The sequence below is a fragment of the Pseudomonas sp. SWRI68 genome, from assembly GCF_014269165.1.
Classification (GTDB): Bacteria; Pseudomonadota; Gammaproteobacteria; order Pseudomonadales; family Pseudomonadaceae; genus Aquipseudomonas; species Aquipseudomonas capeferrum.
In genome coordinates this window covers 33904-54917 of the sequence record NZ_JABWRU010000018.1, presented here as the reverse complement: position 1 = coordinate 54917, position 21014 = coordinate 33904, and the positions used below count along the sequence as shown (strand labels likewise).

At 63.5% G+C, this 21014-nt stretch carries 23 protein-coding genes; 12 read left to right on the top strand and 11 right to left on the bottom strand.

Annotated features, from left to right (window positions below; genetic code table 11):
* Window positions 1–5: 5 nt before the first annotated feature.
* From HU770_RS21340 to HU770_RS21315, 6 genes are all read left to right on the top strand, one after another.
* Entirely contained in the window at window positions 6–1043 is a 1038-nt protein-coding gene (locus HU770_RS21340) for an ABC transporter permease (RefSeq protein ID WP_033697928.1), read from the top strand.
* 54 nt (window positions 1044–1097) lie between these two features.
* Window positions 1098–2708 (top strand): ABC transporter substrate-binding protein, encoded by a 1611-nt coding sequence (locus HU770_RS21335; protein WP_186653351.1) that lies wholly within the window; start codon window positions 1098–1100, stop codon window positions 2706–2708.
* Window positions 2709–2770: 62 nt separating this feature from the next.
* Window positions 2771–3688, top strand: coding sequence for an ABC transporter permease (locus tag HU770_RS21330; protein WP_186665379.1), 918 nt, complete (start codon window positions 2771–2773; stop codon window positions 3686–3688).
* A gap of 11 nt (window positions 3689–3699) precedes the next feature.
* Window positions 3700–4539, top strand: coding sequence for an ABC transporter ATP-binding protein (locus HU770_RS21325; protein WP_033697926.1), 840 nt, complete (start codon window positions 3700–3702; stop codon window positions 4537–4539).
* A gap of 10 nt (window positions 4540–4549) precedes the next feature.
* Complete coding sequence (locus tag HU770_RS21320; RefSeq protein WP_033697925.1) at window positions 4550–5326, top strand: ABC transporter ATP-binding protein; 777 nt, start codon at window positions 4550–4552, stop codon at window positions 5324–5326.
* 41 nt (window positions 5327–5367) lie between these two features.
* Window positions 5368–7164 (top strand): glycoside hydrolase family 28 protein, encoded by a 1797-nt coding sequence (locus HU770_RS21315; RefSeq protein ID WP_238347493.1) that lies wholly within the window; start codon window positions 5368–5370, stop codon window positions 7162–7164.
* Here HU770_RS21315 and HU770_RS21310 read toward each other — a convergent pair.
* Window positions 7152–7895, bottom strand: coding sequence for a FadR/GntR family transcriptional regulator (locus tag HU770_RS21310; protein ID WP_186665375.1), 744 nt, complete (start codon window positions 7893–7895; stop codon window positions 7152–7154). The genes HU770_RS21315 and HU770_RS21310 overlap by 13 nt on opposite strands.
* 95 nt (window positions 7896–7990) lie before the next feature.
* On the opposite strand from HU770_RS21310, the gene HU770_RS21305 reads away from it, so the two are divergent.
* The 3 genes from HU770_RS21305 to HU770_RS21295 all read left to right on the top strand — a co-directional run bounded on the left by HU770_RS21305 (window position 7991) and on the right by HU770_RS21295 (window position 9436).
* Window positions 7991–8692, top strand: a complete 702-nt coding sequence (locus HU770_RS21305; protein WP_186653346.1) for a GntR family transcriptional regulator — start codon at window positions 7991–7993, stop codon at window positions 8690–8692.
* A gap of 92 nt (window positions 8693–8784) precedes the next feature.
* On the top strand, window positions 8785–9252 hold the full coding sequence (locus HU770_RS21300) for a phosphotransferase system, HPr-related protein (RefSeq protein WP_095064468.1): 468 nt from the start codon (window positions 8785–8787) through the stop codon (window positions 9250–9252).
* Entirely contained in the window at window positions 9245–9436 is a 192-nt protein-coding gene (locus HU770_RS21295) for a metallothionein (RefSeq protein WP_077068409.1), read from the top strand. Before HU770_RS21300 ends, HU770_RS21295 begins: the two co-directional genes overlap by 8 nt.
* 51 nt (window positions 9437–9487) lie before the next feature.
* Here HU770_RS21295 and HU770_RS21290 read toward each other — a convergent pair whose 3' ends face one another.
* The 5 genes from HU770_RS21290 to HU770_RS21270 are packed head-to-tail and all read right to left on the bottom strand — an operon-like array spanning window position 9488 to window position 13793.
* Window positions 9488–9913 (bottom strand): hypothetical protein, encoded by a 426-nt coding sequence (locus HU770_RS21290; RefSeq protein ID WP_033697920.1) that lies wholly within the window; start codon window positions 9911–9913, stop codon window positions 9488–9490.
* 34 nt (window positions 9914–9947) lie between these two features.
* Window positions 9948–10895 (bottom strand): lysylphosphatidylglycerol synthase domain-containing protein, encoded by a 948-nt coding sequence (locus tag HU770_RS21285; RefSeq protein ID WP_047583190.1) that lies wholly within the window; start codon window positions 10893–10895, stop codon window positions 9948–9950.
* Window positions 10895–12097, bottom strand: coding sequence for a cardiolipin synthase ClsB (gene clsB / locus HU770_RS21280; protein ID WP_033697918.1), 1203 nt, complete (start codon window positions 12095–12097; stop codon window positions 10895–10897). The genes HU770_RS21285 and clsB overlap by 1 nt, the downstream gene beginning before the upstream one ends.
* A complete protein-coding gene (locus tag HU770_RS21275) occupies window positions 12094–12879 on the bottom strand; it encodes an endonuclease/exonuclease/phosphatase family protein (protein ID WP_186653338.1) in 786 nt (261 codons plus the stop codon). The genes clsB and HU770_RS21275 overlap by 4 nt, the downstream gene beginning before the upstream one ends.
* Complete coding sequence (locus HU770_RS21270; RefSeq protein ID WP_186653327.1) at window positions 12876–13793, bottom strand: DUF72 domain-containing protein; 918 nt, start codon at window positions 13791–13793, stop codon at window positions 12876–12878. The genes HU770_RS21275 and HU770_RS21270 overlap by 4 nt, the downstream gene beginning before the upstream one ends.
* 189 nt (window positions 13794–13982) lie before the next feature.
* On the opposite strand from HU770_RS21270, the gene HU770_RS21265 reads away from it, so the two are divergent.
* From HU770_RS21265 to HU770_RS21255, 3 genes are all read left to right on the top strand, one after another.
* Complete coding sequence (locus tag HU770_RS21265; RefSeq protein WP_186653324.1) at window positions 13983–14534, top strand: ATP-dependent Clp protease proteolytic subunit; 552 nt, start codon at window positions 13983–13985, stop codon at window positions 14532–14534.
* 140 nt (window positions 14535–14674) lie between these two features.
* A complete protein-coding gene (locus HU770_RS21260; protein ID WP_186665373.1) occupies window positions 14675–14884 on the top strand; it encodes a general stress protein in 210 nt (69 codons plus the stop codon).
* Between the two features lie 168 nt (window positions 14885–15052).
* Complete coding sequence (locus tag HU770_RS21255; RefSeq protein ID WP_077068408.1) at window positions 15053–15322, top strand: DUF6555 family protein; 270 nt, start codon at window positions 15053–15055, stop codon at window positions 15320–15322.
* Window positions 15323–15368: 46 nt separating this feature from the next.
* Here the strand turns inward: HU770_RS21255 and HU770_RS21250 are convergent, their stop codons facing one another.
* The 5 genes from HU770_RS21250 to HU770_RS21230 all read right to left on the bottom strand — a co-directional run bounded on the left by HU770_RS21250 (window position 15369) and on the right by HU770_RS21230 (window position 20943).
* On the bottom strand, window positions 15369–15539 hold the full coding sequence (locus tag HU770_RS21250; protein ID WP_186665462.1) for a hypothetical protein: 171 nt from the start codon (window positions 15537–15539) through the stop codon (window positions 15369–15371).
* A gap of 192 nt (window positions 15540–15731) precedes the next feature.
* A complete protein-coding gene (gene paaZ, locus HU770_RS21245) occupies window positions 15732–17786 on the bottom strand; it encodes a phenylacetic acid degradation bifunctional protein PaaZ (protein ID WP_186665371.1) in 2055 nt (684 codons plus the stop codon).
* A gap of 24 nt (window positions 17787–17810) precedes the next feature.
* Window positions 17811–19043, bottom strand: coding sequence for an OprD family porin (locus HU770_RS21240; RefSeq protein WP_186653316.1), 1233 nt, complete (start codon window positions 19041–19043; stop codon window positions 17811–17813).
* A gap of 32 nt (window positions 19044–19075) precedes the next feature.
* Window positions 19076–20638 (bottom strand): cation acetate symporter, encoded by a 1563-nt coding sequence (locus HU770_RS21235; RefSeq protein WP_033697909.1) that lies wholly within the window; start codon window positions 20636–20638, stop codon window positions 19076–19078.
* Complete coding sequence (locus tag HU770_RS21230; protein WP_012314487.1) at window positions 20635–20943, bottom strand: DUF485 domain-containing protein; 309 nt, start codon at window positions 20941–20943, stop codon at window positions 20635–20637. The genes HU770_RS21235 and HU770_RS21230 overlap by 4 nt, the downstream gene beginning before the upstream one ends.
* Window positions 20944–21014: the final 71 nt, after the last annotated feature.

The window sequence follows — 21014 nt, the reverse complement described above, 5'->3', positions numbered from 1 at the left end:
CTGTTATGTTGCTTTCGACTGCCTCTGTGCTGGGCACCCGCGTGTCTGCCACTGCCCGACGGGCCAGCACGGTGCTGGTGACCTTGCTTGGCCTGTTGGCGCTGACGTTCTTCATTGGTCGGGTGATGCCGCTGGACCCGGTGCTGGCCGTGGTCGGTCCGGATGCCGACAGCTCCACCTATGAGCAGGTCTACCAGGCCATGGGCCTGGACAAACCGATCTGGACCCAGTTCGGGCTGTACCTCAACGATTTGCTGCACGGCGATTTCGGCAATGCGCTGCTCACCGGCCACCCGGTGCTGGACGACATCAAGCGTGTGTTCCCGGCGACCATCGAGCTGGCCACGCTGGCGATCCTGTTCGGCATCCTCATCGGCCTGCCACTGGGCGTGGTCGCCGCCAGCAACCAGGGCCGGCTGGGCGACCATGTGGCGCGGGTCATCACCCTGTTCGGCTACTCCACGCCGATTTTCTGGGTCGGCATGATGGGCCTGCTGGTGTTCTACGCCTGGCTTGGCTGGGCCGGCGGGGCAGGGCGCATCGACCTTGCCTACGACGGCATGGTCCCCGACGTGACCGGCCTGCTGCTGATCGACACTGCCTTGGCGCGTGACTGGGAAGCCTTCAGCAGTGCGCTGCGCCACATCATCTTGCCGGGGCTTATCCTCGGGCTGAACTCGGTGGCCTATATCAGCCGCATGACGCGCAGCTTCATGCTCGAGCAGCTCTCCCAGGAATACATCATCACAGCGCGGGTCAAGGGCCTGTCGCGGCGCCAGGTGGTCTGGGGCCATGCGTTTCGCAACATCCTCGTGCAGTTGCTGACCGTCGTCGCGCTGGCCTACGGCTCGCTGCTCGAAGGCGCGGTACTGATCGAGACCGTGTTCGCCTGGCCCGGTTTCGGCCAATACCTCACCAGCAGCCTGATGCTCGGTGACATGAACGCGGTGATGGGCTGCGTGCTGGTGATCGGCCTGATCTTCGTCGCCCTCAACCTGATCAGCGATGCCCTGTACAAGGTGTTCGACCCAAGGACCCGCTGAGCCCCAGCGGGCCGCGTGAACACATTGCATAACTATAAAAAGAAGGACGCCCACATGAAGACTGTACTCCCCCCGCTGCACATGAGCCTGCTGGGTGCGATCCTGGCGCTTGGGCCAATGGCTGCCGTGCAGGCCAAGACCCCCGCCGACCAGTTGATCGTCGGCATGAGCATGGTCAACCTGTTTTCCATCGACCCGGCCAACGCGCCGGGCCTGGATGCCTCCGGAGTCAATGCCAACCTGTACGACACGCTGGTCAAGCGCGACCAGGGCAACCCGGAAAAACACCTGCCACAGCTGGCCGAACGCTGGGCCATCAGCGAAGACGGCAAGCAGATCACCTTCCACCTGCGCACTGACGTTACGTTCCATTCCGGCAACCCCCTTACCGCCGAGGACGTGGCCTGGTCGCTGTACCGCGTGATGAAGCTCAACTACGGCCTGGCCACTACCTGGAAGGCCTACGGCTACACCGTCGACAACATTCAGGCACTGATTCGCGCCAGCGACGCACACACCTTGGTCATCGGCCTGCCACAGCCGACCGACCCGCTGCTGCTGATCGACTCGCTGGCAACTTCGCCCAGTGCGGTCATCGTCGACCGCCTGCAGGCCTTGAAACATGAAAAGAATGGCGACCTCGGCGCCGCCTGGCTGGTCACCAACGAAGCCGGCAGCGGCCCGTTCACCTTGGCCAAGTGGAGCGCCAACGATGCGCTGGTGATGAACCGTTTCGACGGCTACTGGGCAGGCCCGGCAAAGATGAAGCGGGTGCTGGTGCGACACATGACCGAATCACAGTCGCTGCGCCTGATGCTTGAACGCGGCGACCTGGACCTGGCCTATGGCATGGCCGCGCCCGACATCAAGGCCGTCGAGCGCACCGGCACGCTGCAGGTTCAGCCCTTGCAACGGGGCACCCTGTACTACGTGGCGATGAGCATGAAACAGCCCGAGTTCGCCAACCCGAAAGTGCGCGAGGCCGTGCGCTACCTGATCGACTACAAAGGGATCGACGAGCAGGTCATGCCGCACTATGGCCTGCTCAACCAGCAGCCGATGCAACTGGGCCTGGACGCACGCCTGCCAGACCCTGGCTACCGGCTCGACGTGGCCAAGGCCAAGGCGTTGCTGAGCGAAGCTGGCTACCCGCAAGGCTTCAGCACCACCCTGCGGACGTTGTCCGAACCGCCTTTCATCGACATTGCCGCACGCATGCAAGCGACCCTGGCCGAGGGCGGCATCAAGGCCAGCATCGTCACCGGTACCGGCAACCAGGTGTACGGCGCAATGCGCGCACGCAACTTCGAGATGATCGTCGCCCGCGGCGCCGAGCGCTACCCGCACCCTTACTTCAGCCTGCGCACCTTCGCTTACAACCCCGACAACAGTGACGCGGCCGGCCTGCCCAACTTCCAGGGCTGGCGTGCATCGTTCTTCGATCAACCGCTCAATGCGCTGATCGAGCAGGCCGGGGTCGAGCGAGACCCTGGCAAGCGCCTGAACCTGTACCACCAGGCGCAGAAGCGTTACGACGAACAGGTCGGCCCGATCATGATGATTTCGCAGATGACCGACACCGCAGTCAGCGCGGTGGACGTCAAGGGCTTCACCGGCGATGACGCCGAGGCGACCCGTTACCTGGGCGTCTACAAGCAACGCTGAACACTGCCGAGGGCGCCTGCGGGTGCCCCAGGTGGCCATGAGTTCACATCGAGAGCATGCCGATGATTGCCAACCTGTCTTCTACCGTTTCAAACGACAAGGCGCAGGCCGACCGCGCACCCGCGTCGAGCGTCGACGCGCTGTACAAGAGCAGCCTGCGGGTGCTGCGCCACCTGCTGCGCAACCCGATGACCCTGGCGGGCCTGCTGGTGGCCTTGCTGCTGGTCGTGGTGGCTGCCTTCGCACCCTGGATCGCCACCCATGACCCGGTGGTGCAAAACCTCGCCAATGCCTTGCAGGCACCCGGTGCAGCGCACTGGTTCGGCACCGACGAATACGGCCGCGATATCTTCAGCCGGCTGGTGTATGGCTCACGCATCACCCTGTACATCATTACCCTGGTAACCGTCATCGTCGGCCCGATCGGGTTGTTCATCGGCACCGTGTCGGGTTACTTCGGCGGCGTCGTCGACACCGTTTTCATGCGCATCACCGATATCTTCATCTCCTTCCCCAGCCTGGTCCTGGCGCTGGCGTTCATCGCGGCCCTGGGCCCCGGCCTGGAACATGCCGTGGTCGCCATCGCGCTGACCTCGTGGCCACCGATCGCACGCCTGGCGCGCGCCGAAACGCTGTCGTTGCGCAAGGCCGACTTTGTCGTCGCGGTCGAGCTGCAGGGCGCCTCGCCGACGCGGATCATCCTGCGCCACATCGTGCCGATGTGCCTGTCGTCGGTGATCATCCGCCTGACCATGAACATGGCCGGCATCATTCTGACCGCCGCTGCGCTGGGCTTTCTTGGCCTGGGTGCGCAGGCGCCGCTGCCGGAGTGGGGCGCAATGATCTCCACCGGCCGGCGCTACATGCTCGAATGCTGGTGGCTGGTAGCCGTGCCGGGGGCCGCGATCATGCTGGTGAGCCTGGCGTTCAACCTGTTGGGCGATGGCCTGCGGGACATTCTCGACCCGCGTAGCGAGTAACTGGAGGCTTTATGTCGACGCTCAAACTCACTGTCGATTCGCTCAACGTGCGCTTCGTCAATGGCAAGAAAGAAACCCATGCGGTGCGCGACGTGTCGTTCACCCTGGGCCGGGAAAAACTGGCCATCGTCGGCGAGTCCGGCTCGGGCAAGTCCACGGTCGGGCGCAGCCTGCTCAAGCTGCACCCCGGTAGCACGCAGATCACCGCCAAGGCCCTGCAGTTCGGTGATGTCGACCTGCTCAGCGCCAGCGAGAAGGCCATGCAGAAGATTCGCGGCCAGCGCATCTCGATGATCATGCAAGACCCCAAGTACTCGCTCAACCCGGTGGTAAAGGTCGGCGAGCAGATCGCCGAGGCGTACCTCGCGCACCACAAGGCCAGCCGCAGCGAAGCGCGCGAGCGGGTCTTGCTGATGCTGGAAAAGGTCCATATCCGTGACCCCGGGCGGGTCTACAACCTGTACCCGCATGAAGTCAGCGGCGGCATGGGCCAGCGCATCATGATTGCCATGATGGTGATCACCAACCCGGAAGTGATCATCGCCGACGAGCCGACCTCGGCACTCGATGTGTCGGTACGCCAGCAAGTGCTCAACGTGCTCGAAGAGCTGGTGGTCGAGCAGCAGATGGGCCTGATCTTCGTCAGCCACGACCTCAACCTGGTCCGCAACTACTGCGACCGGGTGCTGGTGATGTACGCCGGGCGGGTGGTGGAATCGCTGGCCGCCTGCGACCTGCAGTACGCCGAACACCCGTACACCCGTGGCCTGCTGGCAGCCTTGCCGAGCATGGACAACCGCCGGCCGCGCTTGCCGGTCTTGCAACGCGACCCGCTGTGGCTCACCTGCTGAGGTAACTGACATGACCATGATCCAAGCACAATCGCTGAACCTGAGCTTCGGTGTGGGCGCTGCCTGCAACCAGGTGCTGCACGACGTCGACCTGACGGTAGAAGACGGCGAGTCGTTCGGCCTGGTCGGCGAGTCGGGCTCGGGCAAGACCACGGTCTTGCGCTGCCTGGCCGGCCAGTACCGGCATTGGAGCGGGGCGCTGAGCATTGCCGGGGCGCCCCTGCAACACAAGCTCAGCAAGGAACATTTTCGCAAGGTGCAGATGGTCTTCCAGGACCCTTACGGCTCGCTGCACCCGCGGCACACCATCGACACCGCGTTGCGCGAGCCGCTGACCATCCATGGCATGGGCGAACGCGACGACCGCATCAACGACATTTTGCTCAAGGTCGGGCTTAACGACAGCTTCCGCTACCGCTACCCGCACCAGTTGTCGGGCGGGCAACGCCAGCGCGTGGCCATCGCCCGGGCGCTGATCCTCGAACCGCGCGTGCTGTTGCTGGATGAACCGACGTCGGCGCTGGATGTGTCGGTGCAGGCCGAGATTCTCAACCTGCTGGCGGACCTGCGTCAGCGCGAGAAGCTGACCTACCTGATGGTCACCCACGACCTGGGTGTGGTCAGCCACCTGTGCGACAAGGTGGCGGTGATGCAGCAGGGGCGGATTGTCGAGCGCCTGGACAGCCAGGCCTTGAGCCAGGACCTGGCCTGCCACGACTACACCCGCATGCTGGTGCAAGCCAGCCGCGATTTCAGTGCCGAGTCGCCGCGCGTGGCATCCGCCTGATCAGCCACCTCACCGCAATGGCAACTACAAGGAAGATAAAAATGCCGTACGCAAGACCACTTCTGACCACGTTGGCCATCAGCTGCAGCCTGCCGCTGTGGGCGATGGAGCCCCCCACCAAGCTGCAGGTGCCGACGCTGGCCTATGACGACCAGCAGATCATCCTGGTCTGGGAAAAACCGGCCGACCACGCCGCCATCACCGACTACCACGTCTACGCCAACGGCAAGCTGCTCGGGGGCAGCAACGCCAACAACGGCCAGGTATCGCCCGCCAAACCCTACATCGACCACTTCTACCAGCAGGACACGCGCAATTTCCATCACCGCATCGCCATCCACAGTTACACCGCGCAGGGCCTGGCGCCCGACACCGAATACCGCTTCACCGTGCGTTCGGTGGGCCGCGACGGCAAAGAGTCGGCTGATAGCCCCGTCATCACCCAACGCACCACCGCCGTGCCGGCGTTGTTCGATGTCAAACAGTACGGCGCCAAGGGAGACGGCCGCGCCCTCGACACTGTCGCGATCCAGCGTGCCATCGATGCCTGCACAGCAGGCTGCAAAGTGCTGCTGCCCGCCGGCACCTACAAGAGCGGCTCGCTGTACCTCAAAAGCAACATGACCCTGGAAATCGCCGAGGGCGCGACGCTGCTGGGCTCCGAGCGCGCCGAGGACTATCCACGCCAAGGCTACATCCAGTACCCGTACTCCACCACCGTGCGCCCGACCTCGCTGATCAACGCCTTGCCGCGTGACCCACGCAAGCACCAGGCATTCGAGAACATCCGCATTGTCGGCAAGGGCGTCATCGACGGCAACGGCTGGAAGCGCCACGCCGACGTGCTCGACGAGCGTGGCCAGGCGCTGCCGTTCTACCTGCCCAGCGACAATACCCGTTACCTGCAGGACGGCCTGCTGGCCAAAGCCCAGGTCGAACGTGCAGTAGCCGAGGGCATGAACGTCAAGGACGCCTATGGCCAGATGCGCTCGTCGCTGGTCACTTTGCGCAATGTCACCAACGTCTTCTACGGTGGCTTCACCGTGCTTAACCCGGCCTACCACGGCATCATGAACCTGGAGACCGAAAACGTGGTGCTGGCCAACACCACGCACAAGACCTACGACGCCAACAACGGCGATGGCATCGAGTTCGCCAACAGCCGTGGCGCCATGGTGTTCAACAACTTCTTCGATACCGGTGATGATTGCGTCAACTTCGCAGCCGGCACGGGCGCCGATGCGGTCAGGCAAAAGCCCCAGGAAGACGCCTGGATCTTCAACAACTACTTCCGCAAGGGCCACGGCATGGTCGTCGCCGGCAGCCACACCGGGGCGTGGATCCAGAACATCCTGGCCGAGGACAACGTCTCCGACGGCACCGATACCGGCTTGCGCATGAAGAGCACCAACTTCATGGGGGGTGGGGCGCGTAACGTGGTATTCCGCGATTCGGCGATGCGCAACACGGTCAAGCAGGCGTTTATCTTTACCCTCGATTACAACGACCCCAATGCCAAGCTGGACTACCAGAAGTCGACGATAGCGGGGCAGTTCCGCGATGTGCGGGTCAGCGATGTCACCGTCGAGAACGCCCAACTGGCGGCGATCGAGGTCAAGGGCGACAGCCTGCATGGCGCTTATCACCAAGGCCTGGCCTTCGAGCGCGTGCGCTTCAGCGGGCCCGCCAAGGTGAAGATCGACGGCCTGCAAGGCTCACGGTTCGAGGCGGTTCACTTCAGCGAAGCCGGCACCGGCAACCCCTGGCAGGTCGGTAGCAGCGAAGGGCTGGTGTTCAAGGATGTACGGCCAGCCCCTGAGCCCGCTCACTCGCTGTAGACCGCCTGAAGCTTCTGCGCCTCACGCAGGCGCATGCGGCTGTTGCTCAAGTGCAGGAACATCGCCGCACGGGCGGCATCGACCTGCCTGCTGACGATGGCGTCGAAGATCTGCTGATGTTCGGCGTTGATGCCTGCCAGGTAGGTGCTGCGATTGCTTTGCCCGGTGTAGGCCGAGTTCATCCGGGTGCGGGGGATCAGCTTGGTACCCAGGTGCTTCATGATGTCGATCAGGTAGGGGTTGCCAGCGGCCTTGGCGATTTTCAGGTGGAACTGGAAGTCGGCATTGGTGGTGCTACCGGACTTTTCCGGACCTTGCAGCAGCGCCTTCAGCGCCTGTTCCAGTTCGTCGATGGCCTGGGGCGTGGCCCGTTCGGCGGCCATGCCGGCGGCTTGCACCTCCAGGCTCAGGCGAAACTCCAGCAGGTCGAGCACGTCGGACAACAGCATGATGGTCGCCGGCCCGACGTTGAAGCCTTCCGGTGCCGGCATATCGAGGACGAAGGTACCGACGCCGTGCTGGGTTTCGACCAGGCCGGCCGCCTGCATCCGCGACAAGGCGTCACGCACCACCGACCGGCTGACGCTTTCGGCGGCCATGATCTGGGTTTCGGTGGGGAGTTTGTCGCCACGCTTGAGGATGCCCTCGCGCATGCGTTGGGCAAAGCGCTCGACCAGCGATTCGGCGAGGCGGCGCGGTTTGATTTGGGCGGTGGCGTTGAAGTCCGACATCGTCGTGCTCTTGGCTGATCAGCGGGCATTATAGTGCGTTTTGCGGCAAAACTGCGGTTACAATCCTCCATCTTCTGGTTTGAATGGATCCTCCCATGGAGCGTGTTAACCCTGATCGACGCGTCAGCCTGGCCCAGCAACTGGTGCTGGAGTTGTCGCGCAGCATATTGGCCGGCGAACTGCCGGCCGGTACCAAGCTGCCGACCGAGCAAGCCTTCACCGAAGCGCGTAAGGTCAGCCGTACCGTGGTTCGCGAGGCGATGTCGCGGCTGCAGGCCGAGGGCCTGGTAGAAACCCGGCGTGGCATCGGTACGTTCGTGATGGACACCATCCGGCCGGGCGACCTTCAAGCCCATCCACATGAAAAGGGCAGCGCCCTTGATGCGGTGGCACTGCTCGAACTACGCCTGAGCCTTGAAGTGGAGTGCGCTGCGCTGGCTGCGCAACGCGCTACACCCGGCCAGTTGCTGGCCATTCGCGCGGCGCTGGACGATGCCAATGCCGTGGGGCCGCTGCACAAGGACAGCACCCGTATCGTCTTCGAGTTTCACCTGCAGATTGCCCTGTGCACCGGCAACAGCTTTTTCATCGATGCCATGCAGCACCTGGCCGATACCTTGATGAGCGGCGCACAACGCACGCTCAGTGACGGGCAACGCGCCCAGCACGTGCGTGAGCGCGCGCAGCTGTACGTTGCGCTCGAGCATCACGACGCCGATGCCGCTCGGGCCGCCATGCGGCTGCATCTGACCAATGCCCTGCATCGCGCGCGCAGCGCCGTTCAGGCGCCGGCTTGAAAAAATGCCGTTCAGACGCCGGCGTGAAAAACTCTGAATCTTCCCGGGGGTAGCGCAGTCGACCGGTTGTAGCCAACTGACGGAGAACGCACATGTCTCGCCCCGATCAACCCAAGCCTTACACGCCAGCGGAAATCGACGACACCGAAGACCGCATGGGCAGTGTCCACGAGCTTGACTTCGATGACCATAACGACGAACGCGAAGGGCGGGTGGGTGACGAGCGACCTGCCCGTGAAGTCGACCAGGAATTTGCGCCCAAACGTGTCGCCGAAGCCGGCATGACGGGCGGCGAGGCGCTGAGCGACAGCCTCCATGAAGATAATGTCACCTATGACGATATGAGCCCGGACACCTTGCTGGACGAGACCGGTGCCCGTGACCCGTATGAAGCCGGTGACGGCGAAGGCCCGGCTGACCAGTCCTTGCGGCGGGTCGGTGCGGGCGAAATTGGCGGCGGGTTCGGCCTGGACGAGGCTGAGCTGGCGCGTTCGGCGCCGCTGGACGGTGAACCCTGGACCGATGACGTAGTAGACGAGGAGGACAAACCCCATGAATGAGCAACGCTGTGCCTGTGCCCACTGTTCTTGCACGGTGGATGTCAATGCCTTGCAACAAGAGGGCAAGGCGTATTGCTGTGAAGCCTGTGCGTCGGGGCATCGCAATGGCGAGCCGTGTCGCATGAGCGGTTGTGATTGCGCTGAGGCGTCGCGGCCAGTCGAGGACGACGACAGCGCGGTGTGAATTGGACCGCCTTTTGGGGTTGCGAGCACCCCCAAAAGGCGCCACTACGGGTCAATGCGTTTGCCAGATCCCGTCGCTGCGCTCGCAATCTGCCCGCGCCTGGCCAAGGCTGGGCGTGTCGTAATAGTAGGTAATCACCCGCGCATCCTTGGACAACGCCGGCCGTGTCGAAGGTTGCCCACCCCCGGCTTTGGGGTTGGCCAAGGCTTCCTGGGTCAAGGGCGCGATGCAACTGCCTACGCTGCCATCCGCGCACCGCGCGACTTTCTGCTTCTGCGTACTGAGCATGTCCTTGCTCTCGTTGCTGCACGACCAGTTGATCGCTTCGGCAGGCAGGTTGCTGTAGCTGTAACAGGTGTGCTGCTCAACCGGCTTGACGGCTTCGCTGGAGGAACGGGTCAGCACATTGCAGGCCTCTGCCAGCACATGGGTGCTGGCAAAGCTTGTGAGCATCATCATCAACAGAGCGACTCGCATACGCTACCTCCCGGGCCAAGGCCCTTGAACCGCGCTAGGCTGGGTTATCGCGCTGGCGCATGGCCTTGGCGCGCTTTTCCAGAATCAGATACGTAACGACTGCCAGCACCAGGGGGATCAGGTAGTACAGCGTTCGATACCCCAATAGCGCGGCTACCAGCGTGCCTTGAGGGATCTGGCCGTGCAGCAAGGCCAGGAACACCGTTTCAAGCACGCCAAGGCCTGCCGGGATGTGCGCGACCACACCTGCCACGCAACTGATGAGCAGGATCCCGAGAATCGACGGGTAAAAGGCCTTTTCAGGGAGCAGCCAGAAGATCAGCAGCGCCATCAACGCCCAGTTGCTGGCGCCAAGTGCTACCTGGCACAGCGCCAGGCGCAAGGCCGGCAGGGTGACTTCATGTTCGCGCCACTGCCAGGTACGTTTTTTTGCAAAGCCGCAGGCCAGCAGGTAGGCAAGGGCGATGGCCAGCAAGCCGAACCCGATCAGTTGCAAGCCTGTAGCGCCCACCGCCCAGCTTTCGGGCAGTTTCACCAAGCGCAGGGCGAATACCGTACCGGCCAGCAGCATGTAGCCCATCCAGTTGGTCAACAGGCCTAAGGTCAGGATGCGGGTGATCGTCGCGGTGTCCAGGCCAAGCCGGCCATACAGCCGATAACGCAAGGCGACGCCGCCCACCCATGTGGTGAAGTTGAGGTTGAAGGCGTAGCACACGAACGCCACCGGCAACACCTGCCTGGCGGGCAGCGTATGCCCTGTGTAGGCACGTGCGAGCAGGTCGTAACTGGCAAACGTCAGGTAGCTGCACAAGGCGATGACCAAGCCGATGGCCAGGGTCCCTGGTTTGTAGGCCAGCAGTGACTGACGCACCTCGTTCCAGTCAAGGTTGCGCGCCAGCATGTACAGCAAGGCGGGTATCAGCAACAGGAACAGCAAGGTGAACAGGCGCTTGGCCCAGGTTTGCCACCGTGTGCGCGCCATCAGGTCTGCCCCTCGTGAAAATCGCCGTGTGCTTCGACTTCCGGTTGCACCGAGCGCAAGCGCTGACGGTGCGCCGGGAACCAGCCGGCTATCCGCGGGAAGTGGCGTATGGCGTGGAAGCACAGGAAGATCAGCGGTGCCCGCCACCAGTAGCCGCGGATCATCCGTTCCAGGGTGACCGATTTGCATTGTTCGCTGGCCAGCGCCTGCAGATGCTGGTGCAACTGCTGGTTGAACCCACGATCGCGGATGAACAGGTTGGCCTCCAGGTTGAACGACAGGCTCAACGGGTCCAGGTTGCTTGAACCCACAGTGGCCCACTGGTCGTCGACCAAGGCGACCTTGCCGTGCAACGGCCGGCTGCAGTACTCGTGAATACGCACCCCGTCGCGCAATAGGTAGTTGTACAGCAGCCGCGACAAGGCCCGCACCCAGCGCATGTCGGGCTGGCCCTGCAGAATCAAGGTCACGGCCACCCCGCGCCGCGCTGCATTACGCAGTTCGCGCAGCAACCGGTAGCCCGGAAAGAAATAGGCATTGGCCACCACGATACGCTGCCGGGCCGCACGAAAGGCTTGCAGGTACTGCGCTTCGATGGCGGTGCTGCGCTGGCCATTGTCGCGCTCGACCAGCACGGCCGTGATCGCCCCGGTAGGCTCGGTGACCGGGCGCACCTCGCTGGGGGGCTGCAGCACCGGCGACATCAGGCGCCTACTGGTGGCGTGCACCTGGGCCACCACGGGGCCGGTGACCTCGACGGCGTAGTCCTGCTTGGCCATGGGCCCGTAGTCGCCCAGGTGATCGGCACTGTAGTTGATGCCGCCGATGAACGCGCGCTGCCCATCGATCACCACGATCTTGCGGTGCAGGCGGCGAAACAGGTTGGTGCGCATGCCCGCCAGCCTGGGCTGGGGGTCGAAGGCATGAAAGTTGACGCCGGCGTCGGTCATCGCCGAGATGAAGGCGTCGGGCAGGTCGGCAGTGCCGTAGCCATCGACCGCCACCTCGACGCGCACACCACGGCCAGCGGCCGCTATCAGCACCTGCTGCAGCTGCTGGCCGACCTTGTCATCGAAAATGATGAACGTCTCCAGCAGAATTTCTTCCCGCGCCTGGGCCATCGCCTCGAATACGCGTGGGTAGTATTGTTCGCCGTTGATCAGCAACTGCACGCTGTTGCCCTCTAGCCAAGGTCGGTTCACAGGCTTATCTCCGCAGCAAGGGGGACATGGTCAGAAAGGTGCGACCAAGGGTACTTCGCCAGCACCTGCGCCTTGCCCGGCATGGCATTGCGCAGGTAGATACGGTCGAGCCGCAGCAGCGGCAACCGCGCCGGAAAGCTGCGCGCCGGGGTCCCGAAATGCTCGCCAAAGGCTTCGACCAGGTGTTCGGACAACACCGCATCGGCCTTCAGGCGCCAGTCATTGAAGTCGCCGGCAATGATCACCGGCGCCTTGGGCGGCAAGCTGTCGAGCAGTTCCAGCAACAAGCGCACCTGGCGCTGGCGGTGGGCCTCGCGCAGGCCCAGGTGCACGCACACCGCGTGTACCTGCTGATGGCCTGGCACGTCCAGGCAACAGTGCAGCAGGCCCCGCTGTTCATTGCCCTGAATGGAGACATCGAGGTTGGTGAACTGGCGGATCGGGAACTTCGACAGCAGGGCATTGCCGTGGTCGCCATGGGGGTACACGGCGTTGCGCCCATAGGCGAACTGCGGCCACATGCTGTCGGCCAAAAACTCGTACTGCGGGATTTCCGGCCACGCCGCATGGCGTATGGCATGTTGCTGATGGCTGCCGTGCACCTCCTGAAGAAACACCAGGTCGGCACCGGTGGCGCGTACGGCCTCACGCAGCTCCGGCAGGATGAAACGCCGGTTGAATACAGTGAAGCCCTTGTGCACGTTGATAGTCAGCACGTTCAGCCGATGCACCGTGGTGACGTTGTCGATGATGCAGCGGGGGGCTGTCAGGGTTCGGTTCAAAGCTCGACCTCCGGTGCGACGCCAGGCTCGGTGACCAGGTCGTAATCGAGTTTCAGCTTTTCCAGCAGGCGTCGCGCGTCGTAGGGCGCATGCACCTTCTGGTCGTTGTCGAAGTAGCAATAAATGTCGCGGGAGGCACGCTGGGGTGGCGCGCCGGGCACAATCAACTGCGCGTCTTCCACCTGGCCGCCCTGGCTCCAACGCACGATGCGTTGCTTCCAGCGGCGCAAGGCGTGCGCGGTGTAGCCGCTGCTGTACAGTTCCACGTCGCCGTGCAGGCGCATGTAGACAAAGTCGGCGGTGATATCTTCGACATATGGCCATTTGCCTGCGCTGTCGGCCACTACCAGCGCAATACGGTGTTTGCGCAGCAGCTTGACGAAGGCTTCACATAGAAAGCTCTCGTTGCGGATTTCCACGGCGTGGCGCAGCCGTGCGTTGCCATCGATGTCGGTACTGCCATTGCCCTTGAGGCGCTCGGCACACCCTTTGGCACATTCGCGCGCGGCGTCCCGGTTGCGCGGGAGCAGTTGGAAAAACCGGGCGAAGCGTGCTTCGTCGAACGTCATGTTGGGCGGAAACTGCCACAGGATGGGGCCCAGTTTGTCACCCAGCAACAACGGCCCGGAGGCAAAGAAATTGGCCACCGGCTCTTCGATATCCTTGAGCCTGCGTACATGGGTGATATAGCGCGGCCCCTTGACCGAGAACACGAAACCGTCTGGCGTCTCCTCACGCCAGCCCAGATACCGTTCGGGAGTTTGCAGGCTGTAGAACGAGCCATTGATCTCGATGCTGTTGACTGCCCGCGAGGCGAACGCCAGTTCGCTGTCCTGGCGCAGCCCCTTGGGGTAGAAATCCCTGCGCCAAGGGCCGTAGCGCCACCCTGATATTCCGATGCGGATCTCGCTCACGCTGCCTTCCTCATTGCCAGCTCTTTGAGAGGTCACTCTGAAATTGCGACTGGCACGGGCCTGTGAGGTTCAGCACGGTTGACCAACGGGAGCGCGAGCAGAGTTGAACTTTGCCGCCGATGGCGTCTCCACCGCATACCAATGAGGGCCTGCCCATTCAATGGATGACCCGCCACCCTGGAGGCAAGCATGGCCAGACATATCATCCATTTCACCGGCCCGATCAACTCATCCACCTGCGGCAACCTGATCAGCACCTGCTCGCGGGCCATGCAACAAGGCGCCGAATTGCTGCAACTGAACATCGCCACCATGGGCGGTGAGTGCAGTTATGGGTTCACCTTGTACAACTTCCTGCGCGCGTTGCCGATTCCGCTGCACACCCACAACCTGGGCACGGTGGAGTCGATGGGCAATATCCTGTTTCTGGCAGGCGAGCACCGCACCGCCTGTGCGTTCAGCAAGTTCCTGTTTCACCCCTTTCACTGGACGCTGCATGGCTCGGTCGACCATGCCAGGATGGCTGAATACGCCATGAGCCTGGACTACGACCTGCGCCTTTACGCGCAGATCGTCGCCGAACGGACCGAGGGCAGTGCCGAAGTGCTGGATGTGCCCCGTTACCTGATGGCGTATCCGCGGATACTGGGGCCCGAGGAGGCGCTGGAGAACGGGCTGATCCACGCCATCGACGAGATGCCGATCGAATCGCAAAGCACCCAGTGGAGTGTGCATGCCTGAGGCTGCGGCGCAAACATTTGGCCTACGGCTGTTTCATGCCACCCGTCAGCCCTGTGCAAAACGATTGAGCATTGGCGCTGATCACTGGCTCGGAATTAAGGCATTGCGCAGACAACCCTTCCATCGCAAGGAGAAACGACATGGCGCTTGAACAAGGGCGGGCCAGCCAGCGCGGCGGCACCAAGGAGAACAACCCGGGCAATTTCGCCAATGACCGGGAAAAGGCGTCCCGCGCGGGGCACAAGGGCGGGAAAGTGTCCGGCGGCAACTTCGCCAACGACCGTGAACGGGCGTCGCAAGCCGGACGCAAGGGTGGGCAGAACAGCCATGGTGGCGGGCGACACTCGTGACCCAGGGCCTAGCCGATTGAATGTGTTGGGAGCGGGTTCGGCGCCGCGTTGAACCCGCTTCAACGCCATTCGGGGCCACTGGTACCGAAGGTCGGCAAAAATTTTGAATTTTCTCGCACTGCCCCGATCAATCAGTGAGTCATCCATGGAGAAGAGGAGGCCCCTGCGATGCCTGGTCCACAGCTTTACATCATCGATTATCAACTGCATGGTCAGCCGCGCAGTTTCATCATTCGTCTTGAACGGTTGGACAACGCCGAAGCCTGGCATTGGGCAAGTTGTGATGCGGGCATCGGCATCATTCCCAAGTTCGGGCGGGAGAAAATCAAGAAAGTGAGCAGGCCAATGGCAGAACGCTACGGGATTACGGCGGTGAGCTGGCGTATTTCCGGGAGTAAACCCAATCAGCCAGTGGGTGATCCTGCAGTAGTGGGCTGATCGGTGGTGCGGCGATGGGCTGCACTGCAGCCCATCGATTCGGCAATCAGGCGCCCGATTCAGGGTCACTGGCAGGCACCCCGGGGCGGTTTTCGTCATCATCGGTCAGGTTCGGATCGACATCCGGGTCGTCCACCTGGTCCTGGCGCCTGTCAGGTTCCAGCTCTGGCCAGTCATCCTCGACGCTGCCACCCCCCATCTGCAGTCTGTCTTTCATCTCGCAACCCTCCGCTTGGATCGAGTCCACTTCGATAAAAAAGGGCCCGCGATCAGGCGGGCCCAATACAGGAGTGAGAGGCGAAGCCATTGACCACCCCTCATGAACTCAGAGCGACCAGCGCCGGGGGAGGTCAGTCCGATAGCCGCACGCCCTGACCAACGGTAAAGCGCGGCTACCCTTGGCCCGCGCTCAATCAGGCTTCTTCAGCACCAAGGTGAGAATGTCGTAACTCGCCACCAGCTCGCCCAATTGGTTGGTCACCTCGACGTCCCACGCCACCACACCTTGCGGCTGCCCCAGCGGGCTGGTCTTGCCTTGGTCGATCTTGCGCTTGCAGGTCAGGCGCGCCTGAATCGTGTCGCCGATACCCACTGGGTTGATGAAACGCAAGGTGTCCAGACCATAGTTGGCCAGCACCGGCCCAGCGCCGGGGGAGACGAACAGGCCCGCCGCCGCCGACAGCACGAAGTAACCATGGGCGATACGCTTGCCAAACTGCGACTCCTTGGCGGCGATCTCATCGAAGTGCATGTAGAAGTGGTCACCCGACAAGCAGCCGAAGTTGACCAGGTCCGCTTCGGTCACGGTACGCCGGTGGGTGAGCAGCGACTCACCGATACGCAGGTCCTGGAAGTAGCGGCGGAACGGATGCACTTCGCTTTCGATTACCTCGGCACCGCGTACATACTCGCCCGTCACGGCGCTGAGCATGCTCGGCGAGCCTTGCACTGCGGCGCGCTGCAGGTAGTGCTTGACCGCACGCAGGCCACCGAGCTCTTCGCCACCACCGGCACGCCCAGGGCCGCCGTGCTTGAGCTGGGGCAGCGGCGAGCCATGGCCGGTGGACTCCAGCGCGGCTTCGCGGTCCAGCACCAGCAGGCGACCATGCCAGGCGGCGGCGATTGGGATGGCCTTGGCGGCAACGGCTCGGTCGGCGGTGACCAGGGTCGCCACCAGGCTGCCCTTGCCGCGGGCAGCCAAGGCCAAGGCTTCGTCAAGGTCGTCGTAGGCCATCAGCGTGCTGACCGGGCCGAACGCTTCGATATCGTGGGCACCGCCTTCGGCATGCGGGTCGCGCGCCTGAAGCAGGGTCGGCGCAAAGAACGCCCCTTCGGCAACGCCCTCGCCACGCGGCGCAAACCCGTCACTGGCGCCGAACAACTGGTCGCAGCTCTGCAGCAGGCTGCGGACCCTCTCACCAACGTCACGTTGCTGATCATGGGAAGCCAAGGCACCTATGCGCACGCCCTCCAGCGAAGGGTCGCCGACCACCACCTTGCTCAAGCGCTCGCGCAGGCGGGTGGCGACGGCGTCGATGTGCTTGGCCGGTACGATGGCGCGGCGGATGGCGGTGCATTTCTGCCCGGCCTTGGTGGTCATTTCACGCACCACCTCCTTGATGTACAGGTCGAACTCTTCGCTGTCCGGGGTTACGTCCGGGCCGAGGATCGCGCAGTTCAGCGAGTCCGCCTCGGCGGTGAAGGGCACCGAGTTGCGGATCAGGTTCGGCGTGACACGTAATTTGGCTGCGGTATCGGCGGAACCGGTGAAGGTCACCACGTCCTGGCCCTGCAGGCGGTCGAGCAGGTCGCCGGTGCTGCCGATCACCAGTTGCAGGCTGCCGGCCGGCAGCAGGCCCGACGCGTGCATCAGGCGCACCACGGCTTCGGTCAGGTAACTGGTGGATGTGGCGGGTTTGACAATGCACGGCATGCCGGCCAGGAAGGTGGGCGCGAACTTCTCCAGCATGCCCCAGATGGGGAAGTTGAACGCATTGATATGCACGGCGACGCCAGCACGCGGCACCAGGATATGGCTGCCGGCGAAATGGCCTTGCTTGCCCAATGGTATCGCCGGGCCTTCGTGCACCAGGTTGCCCGAGGGCAGTTCGCGGCTGCCGATGCCGGCGTAGGCGAACAGCGTGGCATTACCGCCTTCGATGTCGATCCAGCTGTCGGCGCGGGTGGCGCCACTGTGGTGTGACAGGGCATAGAGCTGCTCTTTGTGCTCGGCCAGGTACAGCGCCAGGGCCTTGAGGCGGGCTGCGCGCTGCTGGAAGTCCATGGCCATCAGTTCGGCCAGGCCACGGGCGCGGGCAAAGTCCACGGCTTCGGCGAAGTCTGGGCGTTCTTCATGGCTGTAGGCCAGGACATGGCCGTTCAAGGCGCTGCGCAGGGCCTGGGCGCCGTGCTGTCCGATCCAGCGGCCAGCGATGAAGCTCTGCAGGGTTGGGGCGTCAGACATGCTGTTCTCCTCTTGAGGGCGCTGTTACCACAGCGCCAGGGTGTAGCCGATGATCAGGCGGTTCTCGTCCACGGCATTGGTCAGGCCATTGCCGGAGCGGAAGGTGACGTTGCGCCAGCGCAGGCTGACGTCCTTGAACGGGCCGCTCTGGATGACGTAGGTGAGGTCGGTGTCGCGCTCGCGCTCACGGCCGTTGCTGACGGTTGCTGTCTCGGCGTGGCGGCCGTCGGTGTAGCGGGTCATGAAACTCAGGCCAGGGATGCCCATGGCGACGAAATCGTAGTCATAGCGCACCTGCCACGAATCGAGCCCGGCGCGGGTGAAGGTGTTGTAGGTCACCAGGTTGACGGTGAACGGGTCGCCGCCGTTGACGAAGGGGAAGGCGCTGTCGCCGGACATCTGCTGCCAGGTGGCAGTGAACTTGTGCGCCCTGACGCCGAGGGTGAACATGGCGTTGAAGTTGCGGTTGTCGATGTTGCCGGCGCGTTCGGCGCCATCATTGCGGCTGTCGAAGTACCGCAGGTCGCTGCGCAGGCTCAGGCCTTCGCCCAGCGGGCGGGTGTCGACCAGGCCGACGAACTGCTGGCGGTAGATGTCTTCGAGCTTGGCGTAGTAGTAGCTGACGCTGGTCTGCGGGGTAATGGCGTAGCTGCCACCGCCGAAGTCCAGGTGGTCGCTGCTGGCGGCGCCGTAGCCGATGTCGTCGCGGCCGGACGAGTCGCGCAGGTTGGCCTTGGTCAGGCGCCCGGCGTTGACGGTCAGGCCGTCGAGTTCCTGGCTGGTCAGCAGGCCGCCCTGGAAGGTCGAGGCCAGCAGGCGTGTGTCGTTGTACACCACCACCGGTAGGATCGGCTGCAAGGTGCCCAGGCGCAGGGTGCTCTTGGACACGCGCACTTTACCGGTCAGGCCTAACTCACTGTAGTCATCGACAGGCTCGTGGCTGTTCGGGCCAAACGGCAGCAGGCCAGTGTTGCGGCGGTCACGGCTGCTGTCGAGCTTGACGCCCAACTGGCCCATGGCATCCACGCCGACGCCTACCGGGCCTTCGGTGAAGCCCGATTCCAGGCGGGCAGTAAAGCCTTGGCCCCATTCCTCGGCCTTGGCCTGCGGCGCATTGCTCTGGCGGAAGTCGCGGTTGATGTAGTGGTTGCGCAGTTCCAGGCGCGCATGGCTGTCGCCGACGAAGTCCGCCATGGCCGGCAAGGGCAGGGCGAGCGTGGCAAGCCAGGTGAGGCAAGAGAAGCGAGTGCGGTTCATTGTTGTTGTACCCGACATGGTTGTTCTCGAAATCAGTGCTTGCTGGCGCCGGCGGCGCCAATACCGGTCATGGAGCGAATGAACTGCGCCAGGTAGCGGCCACGTTCTTCGGTGGCCCGCGCCGAACTGTCGGTGACCGAGAACACCCAGGCGCCGAGGAACGCCAGGCTCATCGAGAACAGCGCCGGGTTGCTGTAGGGGAACAGTGCCTGTTCGTTGTGCAGCACGTTGACCCACACCGCCGGGCCCAGTACCACCAGCACGACGGCCGAGAACAGCCCGGCCATGCTGCCGCACACCGCGCCGCGGGTAGTCAGGCCCTTCCAGAACATCGAAAGCAGCAACACCGGGAAGTTGACCGACGCGGCCACGGCCAGCACCAGGCCGGAGAGGAAGGCGATGTTCTGCGACTCGAACACCAGCCCGAGCACCACGGCCAGCAGGCCGATCACCAGGGTGGCGATACGCGAAACCCTCATCTCTTGCTGCTCGGTGGCCTGGCCTTTGCGCATCACACAGGCATACAGGTCGTGGGACACCGCCGACGCACCGGATAGCGCCAGGCCAGCCACGACCGCCAGAATGGTGGCGAAGGCCACGGCAGAAATGAAACCGAGGAACAGGTTGCCACCCACCGCCTGGGCCAGGTGCACCGCGACCATGTTGCCGCCGCCGATGATCGCGCCCGCTGCATCGCGGTAAGACGGCTCGGTGCCGACCATGACGATGGCGCCGAAGCCGATGACGATCAGCAGCAGGTAGAAGTAGCCAATGAAACCGGTGGCGTAGAACACGCTCTTACGCGCTTCCTTGGCATCGCTGACGGTGAAGAACCGCATCAGGATATGAGGCAGGCCCGCCGTGCCGAACATCATGCCCAGGCCCAGCGAAATCGCGTCCACCGGGTTCGACAGCAAGCCGCCCGGCGCCATGATTGCCTGGCCCTTGGCGTGCACGGCAACGGCACTGGCAAACATCGCCTCGGTGCTGAAGCCAAAGTGCTTGAGCACCATGAAGGCCATGAACGTGGTACCGCTGAGCAACATCACCGCCTTGATGATCTGCACCCAGGTGGTGGCGAGCATGCCGCCGAAGGTCACGTAGGCGACCATAAGCACCCCGACCAGCATCACCGCATACAGGTAGCTGATACCGAACAGCAGCTCGATCAGCTTGCCGGCACCGACCATCTGCGCCACCAGGTACATCAGCGCCACGACCAGGGTGCCGAACGCCGACGTCAGGCGCACGGGGGTTTGAGCCAGGCGGTAGGACACCACATCGGCAAAGGTGTACTTGCCCAGGTTGCGCAAGCGCTCGGCAATCAGGAACAGGATGATCGGCCAACCCGCGAGCACGCCCAAGGCGTACAGCAAGCCGTCGTAGCCGTTCATGAACATCATTGCCGAAATGCCCAGGAACGACGCGGCGCTGATCATGTCGCCGGCGATCGCCAGGCCGTTCTGCATGCCGGTCAGGCCGCCGCCGGCGGTGTAGAAGTCACTGGCCGAACGGGTCCGCAATGCGGCCCAGCGGGTGACCAGCAAGGTGAAGCAGACGAACACCATGAACATCGAGATGGCGGTCCAGTTCATTGCGCGCACTCCTGCTTGACCTTGTCGTTGAGCGGGTCGAGCACGTTGTTGGCGCGGTGCACGTAAATGCCGGTGAGGGCGAACGACAACAGCACCATGAGCACGCCCACGAGCATGCCGACGGTGGTCACGCCACCGCTGAGCGACTGGCCGAGGGTGCTGGGCGAGAACGCCACCAGCAGGACGAAGCCGTAGTAGATCACCAGCATGGCCAGGGTCAGGCTGCCGTTGAGGCGGCGCTTGCGCCGGACCAGGTGCTGGAAGTCGGGGTGGTTGGCGATGCTTGCGATGCGTTCGGGGGTCATGGGTCAGCGATCTCTTGGTGTTGTAGTTGTTTTTTGTGAGGTCACACGGGTGTTGCATGCGGTGTTGTAAA

Bases quoted from the DNA above. Each gene is read 5' to 3' on its own strand.
- HU770_RS21325 (WP_033697926.1), top strand. From the start codon at position 3,700: ATGTCGACGCTCAAACTCACTGTCGATTCGCTCAACGTGCGCTTCGTC.
- paaZ (WP_186665371.1), bottom strand. From the start codon at position 17,786: ATGTCTGACGCCCCAACCCTGCAGAGCTTCATCGCTGGCCGCTGGATC.
- HU770_RS21250 (WP_186665462.1), bottom strand. From the start codon at position 15,539: ATGAAAGACAGACTGCAGATGGGGGGTGGCAGCGTCGAGGATGACTGG.
- HU770_RS21300 (WP_095064468.1), top strand. From the start codon at position 8,785: ATGTCTCGCCCCGATCAACCCAAGCCTTACACGCCAGCGGAAATCGAC.
- HU770_RS21320 (WP_033697925.1), top strand. From the start codon at position 4,550: ATGACCATGATCCAAGCACAATCGCTGAACCTGAGCTTCGGTGTGGGC.
- HU770_RS21335 (WP_186653351.1), top strand. From the start codon at position 1,098: ATGAAGACTGTACTCCCCCCGCTGCACATGAGCCTGCTGGGTGCGATC.
- HU770_RS21240 (WP_186653316.1), bottom strand. From the start codon at position 19,043: ATGAACCGCACTCGCTTCTCTTGCCTCACCTGGCTTGCCACGCTCGCC.
- HU770_RS21255 (WP_077068408.1), top strand. From the start codon at position 15,053: ATGCCTGGTCCACAGCTTTACATCATCGATTATCAACTGCATGGTCAG.
- HU770_RS21285 (WP_047583190.1), bottom strand. From the start codon at position 10,895: ATGGCGCGCACACGGTGGCAAACCTGGGCCAAGCGCCTGTTCACCTTG.
- HU770_RS21330 (WP_186665379.1), top strand. From the start codon at position 2,771: ATGATTGCCAACCTGTCTTCTACCGTTTCAAACGACAAGGCGCAGGCC.
- HU770_RS21290 (WP_033697920.1), bottom strand. From the start codon at position 9,913: ATGCGAGTCGCTCTGTTGATGATGATGCTCACAAGCTTTGCCAGCACC.
- HU770_RS21310 (WP_186665375.1), bottom strand. From the start codon at position 7,895: ATGTCGGACTTCAACGCCACCGCCCAAATCAAACCGCGCCGCCTCGCC.
- HU770_RS21230 (WP_012314487.1), bottom strand. From the start codon at position 20,943: ATGACCCCCGAACGCATCGCAAGCATCGCCAACCACCCCGACTTCCAG.
- HU770_RS21315 (WP_238347493.1), top strand. From the start codon at position 5,368: ATGCCGTACGCAAGACCACTTCTGACCACGTTGGCCATCAGCTGCAGC.
- HU770_RS21260 (WP_186665373.1), top strand. From the start codon at position 14,675: ATGGCGCTTGAACAAGGGCGGGCCAGCCAGCGCGGCGGCACCAAGGAG.
- HU770_RS21265 (WP_186653324.1), top strand. From the start codon at position 13,983: ATGGCCAGACATATCATCCATTTCACCGGCCCGATCAACTCATCCACC.
- HU770_RS21305 (WP_186653346.1), top strand. From the start codon at position 7,991: ATGGAGCGTGTTAACCCTGATCGACGCGTCAGCCTGGCCCAGCAACTG.
- HU770_RS21295 (WP_077068409.1), top strand. From the start codon at position 9,245: ATGAATGAGCAACGCTGTGCCTGTGCCCACTGTTCTTGCACGGTGGAT.
- HU770_RS21340 (WP_033697928.1), top strand. From the start codon at position 6: ATGTTGCTTTCGACTGCCTCTGTGCTGGGCACCCGCGTGTCTGCCACT.
- HU770_RS21235 (WP_033697909.1), bottom strand. From the start codon at position 20,638: ATGAACTGGACCGCCATCTCGATGTTCATGGTGTTCGTCTGCTTCACC.